Origin of the sequence: Campylobacter concisus, from assembly GCF_003048605.1 — a bacterium.
Taxonomy (GTDB): domain Bacteria; phylum Campylobacterota; class Campylobacteria; order Campylobacterales; family Campylobacteraceae; genus Campylobacter_A; species Campylobacter_A concisus_BM.
Genome location: NZ_PIRX01000006.1, coordinates 90,392 through 110,127, shown reverse-complemented (window position 1 = coordinate 110,127; position 19,736 = coordinate 90,392). Strand labels below are relative to the sequence as shown.

Below are 19,736 nucleotides of genomic sequence, written 5' to 3'. Positions count from 1 at the left end.
CAGTTAAATTTAGTTTTTTAGATTGGCAGTAAATTAAATTTACTGCATATTTATACTTCCAGCTGGAGCTGGCATATCGCCCTTTTCATCTACAAATGGAGGCCCTTTTTGAAGTAGTGCAGTCACTTCAGAGGCAACCTTTGGATCCATCTTAGCCATGATGGTTGAGATCTTTTTTGCATCAAGGGCGTAAAGTATGGTAGCAGCGTTTGACCTTGGCATTTGCGAGAGCACTTCGGCTGCTGCGCCATCTTTCATTTTGGCGTAAGATTCATTGACTTTGTCAGTTGTCATCGTGCGAAGCTCTTTTAAAATTTTCTCATTTTTAGCGACAACTTCGTCGATCTCTTTGCGTTTTTGCTCGATCACTTTCATCGTCACATTCAGATCAGCCTCTTTTTTGGCGAGCTTTTTGTTGTTCTCTTCATAAGCCGCAGCCGAGCTTGCTCGAAAGACCTCTAGGGCTTGGCGCTGCTCATCGATGACCTCAAGCTCCTTTGAAATTTCCTCTTTTCTAGCTTCAAAGATCTGAGTGCAATCAACTGGCACTTCAAAGCAAAATGCAAAATTTATGACCATAAAAAAGAGTAAAACAGCTCTCATCACGCCTCGCTTTTGGCTGCAAATTTTATAACCGCAAACTCATCAAGAGCCAGTGCTTCAGCCTTTTGTATGCGTTTTATCTCTTTTTTAAAATCTTCTTTTTCTAGATATTTCATCTTTTCATACTCTAAATTTGCATTTTTATATTTGTGCTCGTAGTGCAAGACCTCTTTTTTTGCTATCTCTAAGCTCTCTTTGCACGCGTTTAGTTCGGCTCTTGCTATATTTATGAGCTCTAAATTTTCTCTTAGCTCGCCTATGTTGCCACTTTTTGGCAGGCTAAACTCGTTAAGTTTGGCCCTTAAGAGTGCTATTTTTTCTTCAGCATTTCTTACATTTAGCCTAGCAACGACGAGCTTAGCCTCTACCTTATCCATCTCCTGCTTTTTGACGCGGACGACGGAGGTAAATTTACTTTTCATCTAATGATCGTATCGCTTCTTTCAGGGCTTGTTGAGATATAGCCAACCTTCACGCCAGTTAGCTCCTCGATGCGCTCAATATACGCTCTTGCGTTTGCTGGCAGGTCTTCATATCTACTGATGCCTTTTACACTGTCCCAGCCCGCAAGCTCCTCATAGATAGGCGTTGCGTTTTCAAGGTCTGTTGGCACGTAGTCGATCGTCTCGCCGTTATATTGATAGGCTTTGCAAATTTTTACCACTTCAAAACCATCAAGTACGTCAAGCTTCATAAGCGCATAAGTATCGACGCCATCGAGCCTTGAAGCGTATTTTACGCTTACTGCGTCAAACCAGCCACAACGTCTGCGGCGGCCTGTTGTTGTGCCAAATTCTTTACCGATCTCACACATCTTATCGCCATTTGTGCCTTTGTCTTCAGTTGGGAAAGGTCCGTGTCCTACGCGAGTTGTATATGCTTTGATGACGCCTATTACCTTGCCTATCTCTTTTGGATTTAGTCCAAGGCCTGTGCAAGCGCCAGCGCTTATGGTATTTGAGCTAGTTACATAAGGATATGTGCCGTGATCTATGTCTAAAAGTGTGCCTTGAGCGCCTTCAAGTAGGACTTTTTTATCTTCATCTAGCGCTTTCCAAACTAAATTTGTAGTGTTTGCGATAAATGGAGCAAGCACCTCTTTATATCTTTTTAGCTCTTCAAGTAGCTCATTTTCTTCAGGTATCTTTACACCAAGTGCGTCAAATACGCATTTATTTGTTTCAAAATCGTGCATCAAAGCATCACACAAGCGCTCTGGCTCAAGTAGCTCGCCAACTCTGTGGCCGCTTCTGCTTATCTTGTCTGCGTATGTTGGTCCGATGCCTTTGCCAGTCGTTCCGATCGCTTTTTCGCCTTTTAAGCGCTCTTTTGCTTGATCGACTTGGCTGTGGTAGCTTAAATTTAAGTGAGCTTTGTCGCTTATATAAAGTCTGCCCTCTAAGTTGTCAAATTGCGCCATCTCAGTGATGAGCACCTCTGGAGAGACAACGACGCCGTTGCCGATGATATTTATGATATTTTTGTGCAAAATTCCGCTTGGGACAAGGTGAAGTGCGTATCTTACGCCATCGACCCAGATCGTATGACCAGCGTTGTGGCCACCTTGAGAGCGACAAATCATGTCATAGTTTAGTCCTAGCATGTCAACTATCTTGCCTTTGCCCTCATCACCCCATTGAACACCAACTACTAAATCAGCCTTTCTCATTCTTACTTCCTTAAATTAATTTTTTCTTCTATCAATGCATCAGTATAAACAGCGAATCCGCTGCCTGAAATATCGTCTATTTCATAGTTTCCGCCACTTGCTAAGATGGCGTTGTCTTTTAAAAATCTAAAAAATAAACTATCATAATATCTCATTTTTGAGTAATATAGCGGAACTATTCTTAAATTTTTATATTCTAGTGATTTGGCTACGTTTTGTAAATTTTTTAGCGCCTCTTTTAGCTTATCAGGGACTAAATTTACTATCTCATCAAGCTCGCTAGCGTCCTTTAAAAGGGCTAGTTTGCTAAGCCATGGCACGTTTTGGGCTAAAATTTTTTCTAGCCATGAGTTTTCAAAAATTTCTATCTCTAAGTTTAAAATTTCGCAAATTATCCTTGGGATTTGCATGTTGCTAAGTTGCAAACAAGCGCCGATCTCAAGCTCGCTAAAGAGCTTTGCAACGATGTTTATGCTCTTTAAAATGTCGTTTTCGCCGATAAGTTCAGCGCCTATTTGATAAATTTCTTGGCTTGGGTAGCGAAAGACTGGCTGGATGTAAAACCACCTTTTTGGCTCGTTTGCTTTAAGTCTTCTAAGCACGATCCTAACGGTATCAACCGTGCTATCAGCCCTTAGGCTTATCTCGTGATTTAGACTGTCGCTAAAGCGAAGAAGATTTGTTGCATCCACGCTTAGATGTTGATGATACGAAAAAAACGGCGTTACGATCTCGCTAAAACCTTCATTTTCTAAAATTTCACTCGCTTTTTGCTCGATTTTTCTCTTTAGTTTTGCACTTTTTGCAAAGTAAAGTTTGCTTCCGTTTGGGATCTCGTGCTCATAAACATTTACATCACTCAACTCTTATCTCCTTACTAAAACCTAAATTTATATCGCACTCTTTGATGATGGATACGGCTAGATTATAGAGTTCGCCGCTATCACTACTGCTTGCTAGTTTGCTTAAATTTATAGAAATTTCTTGATTATATTTACCTATATTTTTTATCTCATCTTCTATTTTTTGCTTTAGGCTTTGTGCTAGTTTGTCGTCTTGATTTAAATTTGCTATCACTTCATTTGCAAGCTCTTTTAGTACGACTAATCCTTTGAAAAGCTCGAAATTTTCACTATTTTTATAATCTTTTATGTGTAGATTAGGTCTTTCAAATTTAAATGAAGCTGCATCTTTTGCCAAAAGCGCTAATGAGAAAATATTGCCTTGAAATTTATCAAATCCAAGACCAAGCAAAAACTCAAGCGTTCTTTTATCATCGATATTTTTTATAGTCGTATTTAGTCCAAATTTATCAGCCACAAACCTTATCATATTTATACTCTCAAGCGCCTCTTTTGAGCTGAAGATATGTTTGCAAAATTTATTATCTATATTAAAGCGGTTTGTCTTTAGCATGCCAAGAGCTTCTATCGAGCTTGAGTATGAGGCAAAATCATCAAGCGAGAAGTGTATGCCAAGCTCTTTATATTTTCTCACATAAATTTCTAAAACTTCTAAATTTGTAGCTGTTGCAGCGTCGATAACATCGATGATAAGCCCAGTTGGATCAAGGCTTTTATCCTCATCAAATATCGCTTTAAATTTATGCCAAAACTCCTCTGTAAAGAGCTTTTTAACGCTTAAATTTACGCGAACCTTTGCGCTTATGCTATTTTCTAGCCACATTTTTCTTGCTAAAAGCGCCTCTTTTATCGTAAATAAAGCGATATTACTCGATGCGCTACTTGTTTTTATAAGTGGTAAAAAGTCGCTTGGATAGATGATCTCGCCATCTTTTCTCCATCTAATAAGCGCTTCAAAACTTAAAGTCTCGCCCGTGCTAAAGCTGATCTCTGGTTGAAATTCTAAAAACATCTCGCCAGCGTCAAGCGCTTTTAAAATTTTTGAACCATCTTCGTATTGGCTCTTAAAATAGACATCTTTTTTCGCATCAAATGTATAGCTTCTGTTTTTGCCGCTTATCTTGGCTTGATACATCGCCCAGTCGGCTCTTTGTAGCACATCATCAGCCCCAAGCTCACTATCGGCCAAGGCTATGCCTATGCTAGCGCTTGCTTTTAGTTTTAGCTCGTCTATCTTTACTTCATCTGAAGCTAGCCTTAGCATATTTTGCGCTATCTCATAGACTTCGCCTAAATTTTCGTAGTTTATGACGCCTACAAACTCATCTCCGCCTATCCTTGCAAAGATATTTTTGCCATTAAACATAGCGCCTATCTTTTCAGAGATAGCTACTAAAAATTTATCGCCTATTTGGTGGCCGAAGTTGTCGTTTATGCTCTTAAAATCATCCATATCAAGGTAGATGACGGCTATTTTTTGTTCATTTTTTTGTATGAGAGAATTTAGCTTGTTGTAGAGTAAAAATCTATTTGGTAGCTTTGTAAGCGGATCGTGATATGCGATAAATTCTAGATATTTCTCATTTTGTGCTTCGTTATTTGCAAGCATTGCTAGCATGATGTAGCCAGTTTTTTTCTCGTTCGCATCGATAAGCGGTAAAATTTCTATGACTTCAAGCTTGCTTTTGTTTTTATTATTTTCGCTCCAAACCTTGCCACTCCACGAGCCGCCTTGGTTTATAGTCTCTATGATCTGGTGTTTTATATCGCTTAAGCCTTGCTTTATAAAGGTGATATCCTTTAGATATACGCTATCTTTTGCGCCCGCACTTTCAAAAAATGCGTCATTTGCGTCAATAACCCTCATCTCCTCATCAAGCAATACGACCTCTTCTTTGCTAAATGAGAAAATTTTTGCAAGCAGGTCTTGGCAGACAAAGAAGCTATCTTCTAGGCTAAGGTCTCTTAATGTGCCTTTTATCAAGCTTACTTCGCCAAATTCGTCGTATTCAAGCGCTTTTGCCCTTAGTCTAAAGTGTAAAATTTCTTTATCTATGCTGTAAAGCTTGATATCTTTGATGTATGTTTGAGCATCTCTTAAGCTCTCAAAAAAGCTATAAAAACTATCAAACTCATCGACAAAGACCGACTTTGCTTGCTCGAAATTTAGAGTGCTTTGCGTGCCAAGAATTTTACTTAGCTCGTCTGAGATGTTGAGCATATCGCTTCTTTTATCCCAAGTAAAGACATTTGCCTCACTCGCCCAAAGCAGTGCCTTGCTCTCTTTGCTTTGTTTTTCAAATCTCTCTTGAAGCTTTAGCATGTCGCTAAGATCGGTAAATGAGTAGATGACCTTTTGCTCGTCTGCATCGATAAATTTAGCCTTTATCTTAAATGGAATTTTCTTGCCGTAAGCGTTTGTCATATTTGCTATGAAATTTAGCTCTTCATTTTTAAAGCTTGCTTGTAAAAAGGCTTTTTTACTTGCTAGCACGGCAGCTTTAAAGCTATCAAAGTCCTCGCTTGCGATGATATCTTCTAAATTTATGAGACCTTGGCTTTGGACGTTAAAAATTTTCTCGACATTGTTTGTGCTTTGGATGATCAAAAATGGCTCTTGTGCCGAAGCGATCGCGATGACATTTGGCGATAAAAAGACGTAGCTTTTGATGATATCGTCATTTCTTTGCGTCATCTTTTCTTGAGTGATATCTTTTATGAGTATGAAATTTAGCCTTGTGTTTTCTAGCTCAAAGCTACTTTGGGTTGCTAAAACGTCGATTATCTCGCCATTTTTACGCCTTAGCTTAGCCTCATAAGATATATCATTATTGATAGCGTTTTCTCTATCTTCTGCTAAATTTTTAGACTCATCTTCAAGTAGCTCTTTGATATTTAGATCTGCTACGTCATCTTTTTTGTAGCCTAGATTTTCTAAAAGAGCGTTGCTAATGTCCGTGATGACGCCAGTATAAGCGTCATAGACCACGATCTTTAAAAAGCTCTTTTCAAAGACATAGCCAAATCTACTCTCGTAGCTTTGTGCCGTCTCGTAAGCTTTATCTCTATCTTCGTAGAGTTTTTTGATGCTGTTATTTAGCGAGGTAAATTCTTTTATGTCAAATTCTTCATCAGCCAGTCTACTTTTATCTGCCGCAAAAAGAGCGATTCTAATAAATGGAGAGAGAATTTTATCTTTTATATATGAGTTATCACGTAGCCAAAGTATGCTAAATGCGACAAAACACAAGAACGAAAGCACGACTAGAACTAGCTGGATAAAGATCTGCGCCTGCCTGCTAGAGCCTGTTATGACAAATAGCTTTTGCTCCTCTAGGTAGCTGATCTTGTAAAAATTCATATCCTTTAGTATAAAAATTATCTTGTCAGTTTTAAACTCGCTACCTTGCGAGATGTATTTGTTAAAGTCCTCTTTTATAAATTTTCTATAAAACTCATCTCTTGAGAGGTTGCCATCTTTATCGACCAAAAAGACGTATGCGGCAAGGTTTTTATTGTAGCCTGTATCGACCTTGTTTTTTAAAAGATTTTGATTTAGCTGAACGAGAATTTTATTGCCATTTTTTAGCCCGTAAGCTATGTAGATATCTTTAAAGCGTCTATTTTTATAAAATCTATCAGAGAGCCTAAACTCGCCTGCTTTGATATCTGAAAACCACGAAATATCGTAGCTATGAAGCTCAAAGGCATCATCAAATTTACGCTCATAAAGCAAGGAGTTATCTTTTGCTATCACGTAAAAAGCGGCGTAGAATTTACTTACAACAGTATCTTCATAAAATGGCTCTACGCCGTTTGCAATGAGTCTTGCCTTTGTGGTGATATTGTCTTTTACCTCTACAAATGTATTGACGATATTGTTTCTAGTGATTAAATTTAGCGTTGAAATTTCATATTTTATATCGTTTATGCCAGCAAATATGACAAAAAGTGCAAGAAAGATGAAGGCAAAAAGAAGTAGTGCTATCTTTACATAGAACCTCTTAAAAATCTGCAAAACTGGTTTAGCGCTATTTTTTTGCATTAAATTTAAGCCTCGCTTTTTAAAACTAGCCATGATTTTAACGCAAATTTACTTTTTTTAGCTTATAAAATGCCTTTTTGTTTAAATTTAAAGAGATCACAGGGCGTTTTGCCCCGTGACTTAGTAGATCCAAGTAACTACTTCGGCTCTTTGTCTGCGTAGTTTTTCAGGTTGTGGATTTAGACGGTAGCCAAATGGCACTACGATAGCCACTCTTTTTTCGCTCTCATCAAGACCTAAAATTTCATTTAAAGCGTGTCTGTCAAAGCCTTCTATCGGGCAGCTGTCAATCCCAAGGCTAGCGGCTGCGTTCATCATATTTGTCGCAGCTATCATGCACTGCTCGTGCGACCACTGAAAGGTTAGCTCATCGTCGTTTTTGAAATTTGATAGCAAAAAGTCGTGATAAAATTTCTGCCTTGCAGCGATAGCTTCAGGATCTTTATCAGCCCTTTTAGCGATCATTTTATCAACGTAGTTGCTGCCAAATTTTACCTCTTTGATCTTTGCTAAAATAACAACCAAATGCGAACAAGAGGTGATTTGAACTTGGTTCCACGAAACAGCTTTTATCTTCTCTCTAAGCTCTTTATTTTGCACGACCAAAAAGTCCCACTGCTCAAGCCCAGTCGAGCTTGGGCTTAGTCTGCCAGCCTCTAGGATAAAGTCAAATTCGCCAGCTCCGATCTTTTTGCTCTCATCAAAAATTTTGCAAGCGTGACGAAATTTTAAAATTTCAAGATAGTTCATCATATCTCCTTTGTTAAATTTGTTAAATTTTTGAAATTATAAAGCGGTTAGGTAAATTAAAAGAAATTTAGCCAGACTTTAGCTGGCCTTAAAATAGGCTAAATTTAGCCTAGAGTTAGTTTAAAAATATATCAAACTCGCCTTTTTGTATCGCCTCTGCGATGATGGCTGAGCGCTCATAGCCAGCCTCTTTTAGGCGCTTTAGAGCTAGGCTCGCATCGTTCTCGCTAACAGCTAGCAAAAGTCCGCCCGAAGTTTGCGCATCAAAAAGCACGATATCAGCCTCTTTGCTCACAAAATGCTTTGCAAATTCGCGGTTTTTATAGCTTCCCTCTGGGATGATGCCCATATCGGCAAATTCTTTCGCGCTTGCGATCACTGGCACATCTTTTTCAAAGACATTAAAGCTGATCTTGTCGTTTAACATCTCGCTTAAATGCCCTAAAAATCCAAATCCCGTCACATCGGTTGCCGCATAAACTTTGATGCCACTTAGTGCTTTTAGAGCGTAGAAATTTAGCTGAGCCATGATGCCTGCGACCTCATTTACCTGCTCCATGCTTAGTAGATCAGCTTTGATCGCTGTGCTTAGGATACCGCTACCAAGAGGCTTTGTAAGGATCAAAACGTTACCAACTTCTGCTGTGTTGTTTGCCCAGAAATTTTGTGGGCTCACCTTGCCAGTCGCGCTTAGTCCATAATACATCTGCTGCGTCTCTATCGTGTGTCCGCCAACGATGACGCCGCCACACTCTCTTACTTTATCGGCTCCGCCTTGCAAAATTTCGCCTAAAATTTCAGGTGCAAGGTTGCAGCTATCAAAGCCCACGATATTTAGGGCGTTTATCACCTCGCCACCCATTGCAAAGACGTCGCTTAGGCTATTTGCAGCAGCGATCTGACCGTAGATAAATGGGTCATTGACTACTGGCGTGATAAAGTCAAGCGTCTGAACGAGTGCAAGATCGTCTGAGAGCTTAAAAACGCTCGCATCTTCGTTTGAGCCGATGCTTGAGAGCAGGTTTGGATGAGATAAATTTAAACTACTAATCGTTTTGTGAAGACCCGACGGGTCAAGCTTAGCAGCTCAACCAGCGGCTTTAACGAACTGCGTAAGCTTTTTGTCGTGATAGATCATAGTTTGATTTGCTCGTGAGTTGAGAGTATGTCGATGATCTCATAAGCGTTTGAAATTTCGCCAACTGCAAGATCGCTTACTAGTTTATAAGCCTCCAAGCAGCTTCCGCAGCTTAAAATTTGAACGCCAGCAGCTTCAAGATCTTTAAGTGGCTTAAAGCTTGGATGTGCGCGGTTTGTGGTCATCTTAACGGCGTTATTTACGCAGATGATTATCTTTGGTTTTTTCTCTACTTGAAGAAGTGCGCCTAGAAATTTTGATAGCAAATTTATGCCAACTTCGCCGCTACCTGCGCGCTCTTCGTTTAGATAGAGCACTTTTTCGTTTTTTGGTGTTATATCGCAGACAAATTCGTCAAAATTTGTAAGCTCAAGTGCGCTTTTGCCCTTGATGGCTAAAATTTTAGTCTCATTGCCGTTGCTTTCTAGGCTAAATTCTATATTTTGATTTTTTAAAAATCTTGAGATATTTTCTTTTGGAGCTAGGGCATTTACGATGATCTCTAGGCTCTCTCCCTCATTTAAACCCTCAAGCGCGTTTTTAGTCATGATGACTGGTTTTGGACACTCTAAATTTCTGCAATCAATTGTTCTTGTCATTGTTTTTCCTTTGTGATTAGTATTTCAAACCTTGAAACTGATTTTGGATTATAGCTAAAAAATATTAATTTTTTAAAAGGATTTGTACTGTGAAATTTGCTATAAAAGAGAGTTTGACCCTGCGTAAGTCGCAAGGTCAAGATTGATTATTTTAAATTTGTGTAAGATTTCTCGTAGTCAGATACTGGGATCTTGTTTTCCTTAACAAGCTCTTGATACCAGTAGTGGTGAAGTACATAAACCTCTTCTTCTTCTTTGTATCCAGTGACCATTGACCAGATAGCGCCATGTATAGCGATCGCAGCCATATAGATATGAACTAAGAAGAATACCGCACAGACGATACCAAGGCAGTTGTGGATAACTACACTATATCTCAAAAGATCGATTTGTTGGATACCAAACCAACTAGCAACTGCTGGCTCTTTAAAATCCATGAAGTACATGATCGCACCAGTGATGATCATCACGATACCACCAGGGATAGCGATCCAGTACCATGCTTTTTGACCAGCGTTAAATTTACCAGCTGGGACTGGTCTTTTCTTCTTTGATAGATAACCACCAACTATCATCATCCATCTGATGTCATAAACAGCTGGAAGCATTCTGATAGTCCAAGCAAATAACATAGGAAGCACAGAAATAGCAAATATAATAGTCGCTATATCGTGCAAGTATCTACAGAAACGCACAAATGTGCCACCGCCAAGCTCTGCACCCCACATAATGATGATACCAGTTGGCACCAAGATGATCCAAGAGATCGCAGCTAAGCCGTGAGCTATACGTTCGATTAGCGAAAACGCAAATACTTTTTTGCCATCATGACTAAAGTGTTTTGGTCCGATGATCAAGAAGTGTAGCACGAACGCGCCGATAACAGCTAAAATGATAGAAAGTGCAGCTATCGCGAAGTAGTCGTTGCCTTGTATAAAAGTAAATATCGGGCCCCAGCCATGCTCATAAGGCTTGATATTTTCTATCCTCTGTGCTGCCCAAATGGTGCTGTCATATTGATTGACGCCAGTTGGTCCCTCAATGGCCATTGCCGCAACGGACAATGTAAAAAGTAGAGTAAGAATTCTCGTCATTTTATTCCTTTATTTGCTAAAGCTTAAATGATTTAAGCTTTGGTTAAATATGCTAAAATCACACAGCTATGCCGTTTTGTGGCTATTATATCAGAGCTAATCACAAGCAAACCTTAGCAAAAAAGATTACTAAAAATTTTATAAAAAATATTTAAGTTTTGTTAATTTTTATCGTTTTTGATCTGAAAATTTAGCTAAAATAAAGCCAAATTTTAGCCGAAAAAGGACTGCACTATGCATCTTTTTTGCCTTATATTTGATGATTATGAGACGCTTGATCTCATGGGACCAGTGGAGTTTTTAGCAAGGGTGCCTGAAATGAAGATAAGCTACGTCTCGTTTGATGGCGGGATGAAAAGAAGCAAGCAAGGCTTTCTTATAAAGACCAAAAAACTTAACAAGATGCCAAAAGAGAGCGTTTTGCTACTCCCTGGAGGTCAGGGCACTAGGGCACTTGTAAATGATAGTGAGTTTATTTTGAGGCTTAAAGAGTGCGTTTTGGCATCTCAAATTTGCCTAAGTGTATGCACTGGCTCAGCGCTCATCGCTCGCACCGGAGAGCTTGACGGACTAAAGGCTACCTCAAATAAAAGATCGCTTGAGTGGGTAAAAAGTTGCGGCGAAGCTGTAAAGTGGCAAGAGCGCGCTAGGTGGGTAAGAGCAGGTAAATTTTACACAGCTTCAGGCGTGGCTGCTGGTATGGATATGGCGCTTGGCTTTATCAGTGATCATTTTGGCAAAGAACTAGCCCAAAAGATCGCAAATGAGACCGAATACAAGTGGCAAAAAAGCTCAAAGATAGATAAATTTGCCAAAATTTATGGGTATTAAATTTTAGATAAAGTCAGAAATTTGCTAAATTTAATAATGACAGCAAGCCAAGATAGCTTTACAAAAGTATTGAGCTAAATTTTATAGATAATAAATTTAAATCAGTTTGGAGCCTAGCTTTAAATTTGCCAAATTTAATAAGTTTAAATTTTGAAAACAAAAATACATTCAAGATAAATTTTTAAATTTAGCCAGCTCAAAGCCCTTTTAGCAAAATTTGCAAGCCAGATAAATTTGACCTAAATTTAAAAAGCCAAATTTACCTTTAAAAATAGATTTTAGCCTAGTTTCTGCGCCTATACTCTTCGTATCCAAATTCACGGATCATCTTTATCTCGCCATTTTCTTTTAAAAGCACTAAATCAGGCAGTTTTATGCCGTTAAATGTCGTATTTTTCACGATAGTATAGTGAATTTGATCTTCAAAGATGACGCGGTCGCCAATTTTAAGCTCGTTATCAAATTTATACTCCGCGTCGCCCGCTTCAAGCCCCACTATATCGCCAGCTAGGCAGGTATTGCCGCCAAATCTATAAGTAAATTTGCCATTTTCACTCTCACCCCTAACGGCTGGGCGGTAAGGCATGAGCACGGTATCTGGCATGTGCGCCTCGGCCGAGGTGTCAAGTATGGCGATATCTTTTTCGTTATGCACGATGTCAAGCACGCTGCTTATCAAAAAGCCAGTCTGCCAGCCCACAGCCTCGCCAGGCTCCAGATAGACCTCTACGCCGTACTTCTCGCGGAAGCGCCTAATTATCTTTATAAGTAGCTCCACGTCGTAATCAGCCCTCGTGATGTGGTGGCCGCCGCCCATATTTATCCACTTCATCTTTGATATAAACTCGCCAAATTTCTCCTCAAATGCCTCCAGCACGACCTGCAAGCTACTCGCACTCTCCTCGCAAAGCGCGTGAAAATGAAGCCCAGTGATGCCATCAAGAAGTTCTGGCTTAAAATTTGCCCTCGTGATGCCAAGCCTGCTAAATTTAGCGCATGGGTTGTAGCTATCAGTTGGCGCAAGTGAGACCTCTGGATTGACCCTTAGGCCGCAGATGATGCCATTTTGAAGGGCAATGCCTTTAAATTTTTGCCATTGAGTAAAAGAGTTAAAGGTGATGTGCTTTGAAATTTTTAAAATTTCATCAAAGTCCTCATCTTTAAAGGCTGGGCTATACGTGTGGATCTCGCCTTTTACGTATTCGCTCGCAAATTTGGCCTCGTGAAGCCCGCTGCAAGTCACTCCATCAAGATATAAGCCCACCATATCCATCACTCCGCTAAATGCAAAGCCTTTGAGCGCTACTAAAATTTTAGCTCCGCTTTGCTCTTTTACATACTTTAAAAGCTCCAAATTTTTACGAACTTTTGCCTCTTCGCAGACGTAGGCTGGGGTTTTTATGCTTTTTAAAATTTCGTTCATCTTCTATCTCTTTTGTAAATTTTCAAATAAGTATATCTAAATTTATTTTTAAGTAAAATCAGCAAAAATTTCAAAGGATAAAATGTGGTAGAGATCGAATTTCTTGGGCCTATCGGGCTTGAGAGTATAAAAGTAGAAGCAAAAAATTTAGGCGAGGTAAAAGCGGCAATAAGTGAGAAAGAAGAGCTTAAAAAGTGGCTAAATATCTGCGCTGTGGCTGTAAATGACGAGATCGTAAGCGATATAAATTTCGCTCTTAAATCAGGCGATAAAATTTCTATATTGCCACCAGTTTGTGGAGGCTAAGATGCAAATTTATAATGGCAGCTTGGACGTTCAAAGCATCACAAACGAGTGGTATGATAAATTTAAAGATAAAAACTGCGGCGCGCTCATCACTTTTGTGGGCATAGTAAGAGAAGAGGGCGGTATTTCGGCGCTTAGCTTTGATATCTATGAGCCGATCCTTAAAAAATGGCTAGATGCTTGGCAAGAGCGAGCCAAAAAAGAAAATGCTTACGTGCTCTTTGCTCACTCAAAAGGCGATGTACCAGTGCATACGAGCTCTTATGTAGCAGGTGTTGTTAGCCCTCAAAGAAAGGTCGCGCTAAGGCTTATAAACGAGTTTGTCGAGGACTTTAAGGCAAATGCACCGATCTGGAAATATGACGTGATAAATGGCGAGAGAATTTACGCCAAAGAGCGCAGCCAAGCGATAAATGGCGCTGGACTTTTGGCATAAAAAGGGCAAAAATGATAACCAAAGAGAGTAAAAAAGATGTTTTTTGGGCGCTAGCCTTTGGGCTTGGGCTCTTTGTCTTTAGCGTCGCTAGCTACTTTTATCTTGATCTTGGCACGCCCTCTCTTTTTGGTGTCATCGTTGGCGCCATTTCAACCTTTTTTTGCGTGAGAAAGATCTTGCAAAACAACTTTTTTGAGATAGATGATGATGGATTTGTCATAAAAAAAGGCTCAAAAAATATCAAATTTTTCTTCAAAGATATCGACGAGATCGCCATTAAGAGCTTTGGCGATAAGAAAAAGGTCGATGCGCTAAGTGTTAAATTTAGAAAAAATCGCCTCGATAGAGATGCGTGTTTTGGCCTAGTGCAGGCACTTGGTGATGATATGATCGTTATTTTTGACAGATATGAGCTTTCGCAATTCACACTTTCAAAAGAGCTTCGAGATAGGCTGACTAAATTTAAAGATAGGGCGTAAAAGCTTTTTAATTCGTGTAACTTTCAAGTTTTTCGTGGTCGATGATGAGAAATTCGTGCGGTGTGATCTTTCTGATGATGTCGTCTTTGATAAGCTCATTAAAGGCTGTTGAGGCGCTTTGGCGCTTGAGACCAACAAAGCTTGAAAGCACCTTTAGAGAAAACGGCAAAAACACATATCGGTAGCCATTTTGTTTTAGATCTTGCTCATTTGCTAGCTCGATCAAGAAATTTGCGATCCTGCCCTTTGCGTCCTCAAAGAGTATCGACTTTGTGATCTGGCGCTGCACGATGATGGTGTTTAGTGTGGTTGTTAGGATCTCGCTCGCGGCTTTTTGATTGTGCAAAATTTCACCTATCTCATCTAGTCTAATAACGTAAATTTGGGCATCTTCAAGCACTTCAAAGGCGCAGTTGTCATCGAGTATGGCGATGTTGTTTTTTTCTAAATGATAAAGGATAAATTCCTCGCCATCTTCAAAAAATGAGAGCTTTGCTGAGCCGCTTTTTAAAATGATGATCTCGATATCTTCGGTGTAGATCGTGCTTGTCTTTGGCAGCTCTTTAAACTCAAATTTCTCCAGCTCATCTTGTGTTAAGATATCTAAAATATGTGTTTGTAAAAGCCCTAAGCGTGATTTTTTCATCTTTCTCCCAAAAAAGTGTAAGGGCTGATTTTACTTTATAAAGCATTTAAATAAGTTGAAATTTATCTTTTTTGAAGTTAATTTTTTTCAAATTCTTTTAAAAATAGTGATAAATTTAGGGGTTTGGCTGCATAAATCGCAACCAAATTTTAAAAGCCGTGCAGCTCTTTTATCTTCTCATCTATCGGTTTTTTGTGCCCATCTTTTGTCACACTAACATAGGTCGCAGTCGCGCTTGTGACGTGTATAGTCTCTCTAAAACCACCGTCATTTAGCCTAAGTGCAGTTACTTCTATCTGTGTTGTTATCGATGTTTTGCCAACTGCAATGATCTTTGCGTAGCAGCTTAGCACGTCGCCAACAAAGACTGGTTGTTTAAAGATGATCTCTTTCATCGAAATTGTCACAACTCGCTCAGGCGAAATTTCTCTAGCAGCCTGCGCACCTGCAAGGTCGATCTGACTCATTATCCAGCCGCCAAAGATATTGCCAGCTGAGTTTGTATCTTTTGGTAGCATAACTTGCTTTATGCGTGGCTCGCCAAAGTCCTTTAAAATGTCCATTTTTTGCCCTTTAGATTTTAAATTTTTGGTAAATTGTAGCAAATTTTAATGGCTTTATGCTAAAATCCTGCAACTTTAAGGGATGAAAATATGAATGATTTTAAAAGACTAAACGAACTTACAAAAGAGCAAAAATCCAAGCTAAACGCGATTTATAAAAATTTAGATGACAAGATCATAACTGAAGCTGTGAAAATTTGCGGCCTTACTGGCACACCAAGCCAAAAACTAGCCCTTGCAAGAAGGATAGTTGATCTTAAAGTTGATCCACTTCAAAATGAGCTAAAAAGGCTAAATTTAGGCGAGGACGAGCAAAAACGCGTGTTAAATTTGATCTATGGCTACGTTAGAAATTTATATGAAAATCTGCACGCCCAGCTTATAAAAAAGGCACGTGATGAGCAAATTTTAGACCCATTTTTTCAAGCCTTTGTTGAGGCTATGCACGAGGTTGGGCTTAGTCTAAATGCGTGGCAAATTTCATGGCAAGAAAAGATAATAGATACTACAAATAAAGAGTTTGAAGCTAAATTTAAAGATCTAAGCCTAGCAAATGAGTTTATCACTAAAAATGGCTTGTTTCAGTGCGATAGTAACGGCGTAAGAGCTGATAGAACTTACGGCACAGTTTGCAAAGATGGCGAGAAATTTAGCTTTTTGCCTTACGCGCTTGCCTTTAAAGATGAGGTGAGAGAGCTTAAAAAAGTCTTTGTAAAAAATCTTGAAATTTTAAGAAATTTAGCCAAAAATGACGAACAAAAATCTTATGTAAAATACCTTGAAAAGCTGCAGAATGCCTTTTGCGAAGAGGACAATGCAAAGGTGATAAACGCTTGGCAAGAGGCTGAGATAGCGTGGATGGATGTAAAAGGCGCACTTCAGCCGGGCCATCCGCTAGAGTACTACGAGGATGCCTACACGCACGCAGTCGCGCTTGAGTGGGACATCAGGCTGGTTGATAGCGAGGGCATTGACGAGCTTAAATTTAAAGAAAAAGTGGCAAAAACTTACAAAAGCGTTTGTAAAAAGATCAAATTTGATAACGCCGCGACAAACAAGGCAGTTAGCGAAAATATCGCTAGAACGCAGCTTTATATAAGCGTGCCGATGATCTATTACGCAGCGGAGCTAAACGGGCTTTTTAGCGCTCAAGTCGTGCCAAATGATGAGAGTGTGAGTGCAAAATGTGGCAAGAAAATTTTTGCCTTTGTAAATCATGTCTATGAGGGCGCAAAGGCAAAGCCTTTTATGAAGCTTGGGGCTGAAATTTTTAGCAAGGAATTTTTGGATTTTGGTAGAGAGATTTTATTTTTAAGGCCAAAAATTTGGAAAAAAGTATATGAAATTTCAACGATCGGCCATGAGTTTGGCCACATCCTCTTTATCGGGCTTGATACGGAGATGAGCATGAATAAAAGTGGCGTCTTTAAATTTATAGAAGAGTACAAGGCGACGACTGGCGGGCTGGTAAATTTCTTCTTGCACGAAGAGGCGGAGTATAAAATGGCCGTCTTTCACGAGCTAATAGCCCGTGCGGTTGGGCTTATCGCGTGGCGAAAGGTCGATGAGGTGAGGGCTTATTACTGCGAGGGGCTCATACATCTTAGCTTGCTTTTTAGGGCTGGAGTGCTTAAATTTGACGGCAAACTAAGCGTGGATATGAGTGAGCAAGCTTACGCTAAATTTAAAGAAATTTGTTTGCAAAACTACTTCGAGCTAGCGCAAACATACGCCAAAAAAGCTGATGCGAGCACGTTTTTGGAGAAATTTTGCCAAAAAGATGAGCAGAGCTATCTGCCAAAAGATGAAGAGTGCAAAAAATTTGTCGAGCATTTTTACGCTAGGTACGAGGCTATCGGCAACGACGTCGATGATAGCGGCGAGTGGCAAAGGTGGCAAAAGCTAGACCAGGAAGCGGAGAGTGGCCGTGCTTGATAGGATAACAAATTTTCACAACGGCTCTTTTTTATTTATATTTGCCCTGATTATTGCTTATTTTTTTGCTATTTATCTGGGGGATCAGTTTTATCTGACGGCTACATCAGTCGGCACTGATGTAGTGATCGCCTTGTTTTTGTTCTTTTTCTTAAAAAGTAGTAGAAATTTAAACTCATACTGGACCTATATATTTTTAGCTATAGCGAGCTGGGCGTTAGCAGATATCCTTTTATTGCTTTATGATAGATCGCTTCTTATGCCAGGAAACATCTCCCGCACGGATCTTATGCAAATTTTATATTTGATCCCATTTTTTATGTTTCTTGTATCTGCTATTGCTTTTTTTGCAAGAATTTTAAAAAGAGTGATATGGCAGCAAGTCGTGGTAGATGCGCTTGCTTTGATGCTTATTACGGTTAGTTTTTTTTGGTTTGTAGTTTTTGATAGAAGTCTAGCAGTAGCGCTTAATAAAGAATTCGTGACTAGCTTTTCATACATCATAATGGATATTTTTATCTTTTGCTTTGTCTTTGTTGTCGCATTTTCACTAAATTTTGTATCAAAAAAACCAGTTTTTAGCTATAAAAGAGTTAGCCTACTTTTATATCTATTAGCCTTGCTTATCATTTGCATTTGCGACGCATACTACTCATCAAAGGCCTTTTTGACACATGGCGGCACAAATGTTCATTACGAGTTTTTCTTTAAAGTTGCGTTTTTTATTATATTTGTAGCTTGCTTGCATCTAAAGGAAAACGAGGCAAATATCAAGATAAGAAGCTATAGAAAAGACTATATAAGGGCGCTTATATATAAATTTATCACCCTGCTTATCGTATCTTTACTCTTTTTAGGAGCTGCTAATACAGATAAAATTTACTCAGTTTGGATAGTTTTTCTACTTATGGTTTTGCTAGCCTATGCAGCGCTAATCTATAGTATCTCAAGTACAGTTGCTATGAGGGATTTAGCTAGATCTGAAAGGCATATCATCGCTCAACTTGACGAAGAGATCCAAGATAGCTTAAAAGAGCTTGAAGAGAAAAACGAGCGCTTAAGGCAGCTTAGCGAATTTGACTCACTCACTGGGCTTTTAAATAGACAGTCATTTTTAAGCAAACTATCAGAGATGATAAAGACCAAAGCGCTTGGCGAAAAGATAGATATTTATTACATCGACATCAACCACTTTAAGGCTATAAATGACTCATACGGCCACTACGTGGGCGATGAGGTGCTTTTGAAATTTTCTAAAAATATAAAAGCGATCTTGCCAGAGGGCGCTATCGTCTCAAGGTTTGGCGGCGATGACTTTATGATAGTTTTAAAGCAAAAAAATGAGGGGCATTATAGAGAATTTTTATACTATCTGCTAAACATCATAGCCGAGCAAATCTCAGTTGGCGATTATAAGATAGCTCTTGGAGCAAAGGTTGGCGTTAGCTCAACGCAAACAAGTGAAATTTTAGCTGATGATCTTATCATGCAAGCTGGAGCGGCACTTGGTGCAGCAAAAAGAGATGTTAATACAAAATATGTCTTTTACGATGATATAAAAGAGATCATTCAGGAGAAAAACTATATAGAAATTTTGCTAAATTCTATGAATTTTGATGAGGAATTTAGCCTAAATTTTCAGCCGCAGTATCTACTAAATGGTAAAAAGATAATAGGCGCTGAGGCTCTTATAAGATGGAACTCTCCAGTAAAAGGCTTTGTAAGTCCGGCTAAATTTATCCCAGTTGCCGAGCAAAGCTCTATCATAAATACAATAGGAATATGGGTGGCAAAAGAGGCCATAAGGCAGATGAGCTACTGGAACAAAAAGTATGGCATCAGCCTAAAAGTTGGCATCAACATCTCGCCAAAACAGGTTGATAATGTAAATTTTGCATCGGATATCTTTGGCTATGTTGAAGAATTTGGTATGGATCCAAAGTGTGTTGATATCGAGCTTACAGAGGCAAGCCTCGTCAATGCCGAAGAGATCATGCAAACAGTCTTAAAGAAATTTTCAGATAAAGGCATGAGCATCTCGATCGATGACTTTGGCACTGGCTTTTCATCGATGAACTACATCAAAAAGTATCCATTAGATAGGCTAAAGATCGCAAAAGAGTTAGTTGATAACATCGCTATAAATGAGATCGATAGAGACGTTGTAAAAAGCGTTATAACGCTAGCTAAAAATATCGAGCTAAAGACGATCGCTGAGGGTGTTGAAGATGAAACTCAGCTTGAAATTTTAAGAGAGCTAGGCTGCGATGAGATACAAGGTTATTTCTGGGGCAAGCCGATGAGCGCTAAAGATTTTGAAGAGCTCATAAGAAGCACACTTGATCACATCTAAGCT

General features: G+C 39.3%; 18 protein-coding genes. 6 read left to right on the top strand and 12 right to left on the bottom strand.

What is annotated here, in order from left to right; translation table 11 throughout:
• Nucleotides 1-39 precede the first annotated feature (39 nt).
• The 9 genes from CVS86_RS06285 to CVS86_RS06245 all read right to left on the bottom strand — a co-directional run bounded on the left by CVS86_RS06285 (nt 40) and on the right by CVS86_RS06245 (nt 10,761).
• Nucleotides 40-603 carry a MotE family protein gene (locus CVS86_RS06285; protein WP_107791329.1) on the bottom strand — a complete coding sequence of 188 codons (564 nt, stop codon included), beginning with the start codon at nt 601-603 and terminating at the stop codon, nt 40-42.
• Nucleotides 603-1,025 (bottom strand): flagellar export protein FliJ, encoded by a 423-nt coding sequence (locus CVS86_RS06280; protein WP_107791328.1) that lies wholly within the window; start codon nt 1,023-1,025, stop codon nt 603-605. Before CVS86_RS06280 ends, CVS86_RS06285 begins: the two co-directional genes overlap by 1 nt.
• On the bottom strand, nt 1,022-2,272 hold the full coding sequence (locus tag CVS86_RS06275) for an adenylosuccinate synthase (RefSeq protein WP_021086041.1): 1,251 nt from the start codon (nt 2,270-2,272) through the stop codon (nt 1,022-1,024). The genes CVS86_RS06280 and CVS86_RS06275 overlap by 4 nt, the downstream gene beginning before the upstream one ends.
• Nucleotides 2,273-2,274: 2 nt before the next feature.
• Nucleotides 2,275-3,135: an ATP phosphoribosyltransferase regulatory subunit gene (locus CVS86_RS06270; protein WP_107791327.1), complete on the bottom strand. Its 861-nt coding sequence runs from the start codon at nt 3,133-3,135 to the stop codon at nt 2,275-2,277.
• Complete coding sequence (locus CVS86_RS06265) at nt 3,128-7,180, bottom strand: diguanylate cyclase domain-containing protein (protein ID WP_234399244.1); 4,053 nt, start codon at nt 7,178-7,180, stop codon at nt 3,128-3,130. The genes CVS86_RS06270 and CVS86_RS06265 overlap by 8 nt, the downstream gene beginning before the upstream one ends.
• A 120-nt stretch (nt 7,181-7,300) precedes the next feature.
• Nucleotides 7,301-7,930: an NAD(P)H-dependent oxidoreductase gene (locus CVS86_RS06260; protein ID WP_107791325.1), complete on the bottom strand. Its 630-nt coding sequence runs from the start codon at nt 7,928-7,930 to the stop codon at nt 7,301-7,303.
• Between the two features lie 115 nt (nt 7,931-8,045).
• The gene (selD, locus tag CVS86_RS06255) at nt 8,046-9,068 is read right to left on the bottom strand and encodes a selenide, water dikinase SelD (protein WP_199906527.1); all 1,023 of its coding nucleotides are present in this window, start codon (nt 9,066-9,068) and stop codon (nt 8,046-8,048) included.
• Entirely contained in the window at nt 9,065-9,667 is a 603-nt protein-coding gene (gene yedF, locus CVS86_RS06250) for a sulfurtransferase-like selenium metabolism protein YedF (protein ID WP_103570650.1), read from the bottom strand. The genes selD and yedF overlap by 4 nt, the downstream gene beginning before the upstream one ends.
• 146 nt (nt 9,668-9,813) lie before the next feature.
• A complete protein-coding gene (locus CVS86_RS06245) occupies nt 9,814-10,761 on the bottom strand; it encodes a formate dehydrogenase subunit gamma (RefSeq protein WP_107791324.1) in 948 nt (315 codons plus the stop codon).
• A 234-nt stretch (nt 10,762-10,995) separates the two neighbouring features.
• Between CVS86_RS06245 and CVS86_RS06240 the strand changes: the two genes are divergently transcribed.
• Nucleotides 10,996-11,592 carry a DJ-1/PfpI family protein gene (locus tag CVS86_RS06240; protein WP_107791323.1) on the top strand — a complete coding sequence of 199 codons (597 nt, stop codon included), beginning with the start codon at nt 10,996-10,998 and terminating at the stop codon, nt 11,590-11,592.
• A 283-nt stretch (nt 11,593-11,875) separates the two neighbouring features.
• Here the strand turns inward: CVS86_RS06240 and nspC are convergent, their stop codons facing one another.
• The gene (nspC, locus tag CVS86_RS06235; RefSeq protein WP_107791322.1) at nt 11,876-13,015 is read right to left on the bottom strand and encodes a carboxynorspermidine decarboxylase; all 1,140 of its coding nucleotides are present in this window, start codon (nt 13,013-13,015) and stop codon (nt 11,876-11,878) included.
• A gap of 84 nt (nt 13,016-13,099) precedes the next feature.
• On the opposite strand from nspC, the gene CVS86_RS06230 reads away from it, so the two are divergent.
• From CVS86_RS06230 to CVS86_RS06220, 3 genes are read left to right on the top strand one after another with little or no spacing between them, the layout of a single operon-like run.
• Nucleotides 13,100-13,321 (top strand): MoaD/ThiS family protein, encoded by a 222-nt coding sequence (locus CVS86_RS06230; protein WP_107791321.1) that lies wholly within the window; start codon nt 13,100-13,102, stop codon nt 13,319-13,321.
• Between the two features lies 1 nt (nt 13,322).
• A complete protein-coding gene (locus tag CVS86_RS06225; protein WP_009295363.1) occupies nt 13,323-13,757 on the top strand; it encodes a molybdopterin synthase catalytic subunit in 435 nt (144 codons plus the stop codon).
• An 11-nt stretch (nt 13,758-13,768) separates the two neighbouring features.
• The gene (locus CVS86_RS06220; RefSeq protein WP_107791320.1) at nt 13,769-14,236 is read left to right on the top strand and encodes a molybdate transport repressor; all 468 of its coding nucleotides are present in this window, start codon (nt 13,769-13,771) and stop codon (nt 14,234-14,236) included.
• A 7-nt stretch (nt 14,237-14,243) separates the two neighbouring features.
• On the opposite strand, the gene CVS86_RS06215 is transcribed toward CVS86_RS06220, so the two are convergent.
• Nucleotides 14,244-14,882 (bottom strand): Crp/Fnr family transcriptional regulator, encoded by a 639-nt coding sequence (locus CVS86_RS06215; protein ID WP_087582938.1) that lies wholly within the window; start codon nt 14,880-14,882, stop codon nt 14,244-14,246.
• Nucleotides 14,883-15,031: 149 nt separating this feature from the next.
• The gene (locus CVS86_RS06210; RefSeq protein ID WP_009295346.1) at nt 15,032-15,445 is read right to left on the bottom strand and encodes an acyl-CoA thioesterase; all 414 of its coding nucleotides are present in this window, start codon (nt 15,443-15,445) and stop codon (nt 15,032-15,034) included.
• A gap of 90 nt (nt 15,446-15,535) precedes the next feature.
• Here CVS86_RS06210 and ciaB point away from each other — a divergent pair, with 90 nt between their 5' ends.
• Together ciaB and CVS86_RS06200 are read left to right on the top strand one after the other, a co-directional pair.
• Nucleotides 15,536-17,380: an invasion protein CiaB gene (gene ciaB / locus CVS86_RS06205; protein ID WP_107791319.1), complete on the top strand. Its 1,845-nt coding sequence runs from the start codon at nt 15,536-15,538 to the stop codon at nt 17,378-17,380.
• Entirely contained in the window at nt 17,373-19,733 is a 2,361-nt protein-coding gene (locus CVS86_RS06200; RefSeq protein WP_107791374.1) for a putative bifunctional diguanylate cyclase/phosphodiesterase, read from the top strand. The genes ciaB and CVS86_RS06200 overlap by 8 nt, the downstream gene beginning before the upstream one ends.
• The last annotated feature ends 3 nt before the right edge of the window (nt 19,734-19,736 follow it).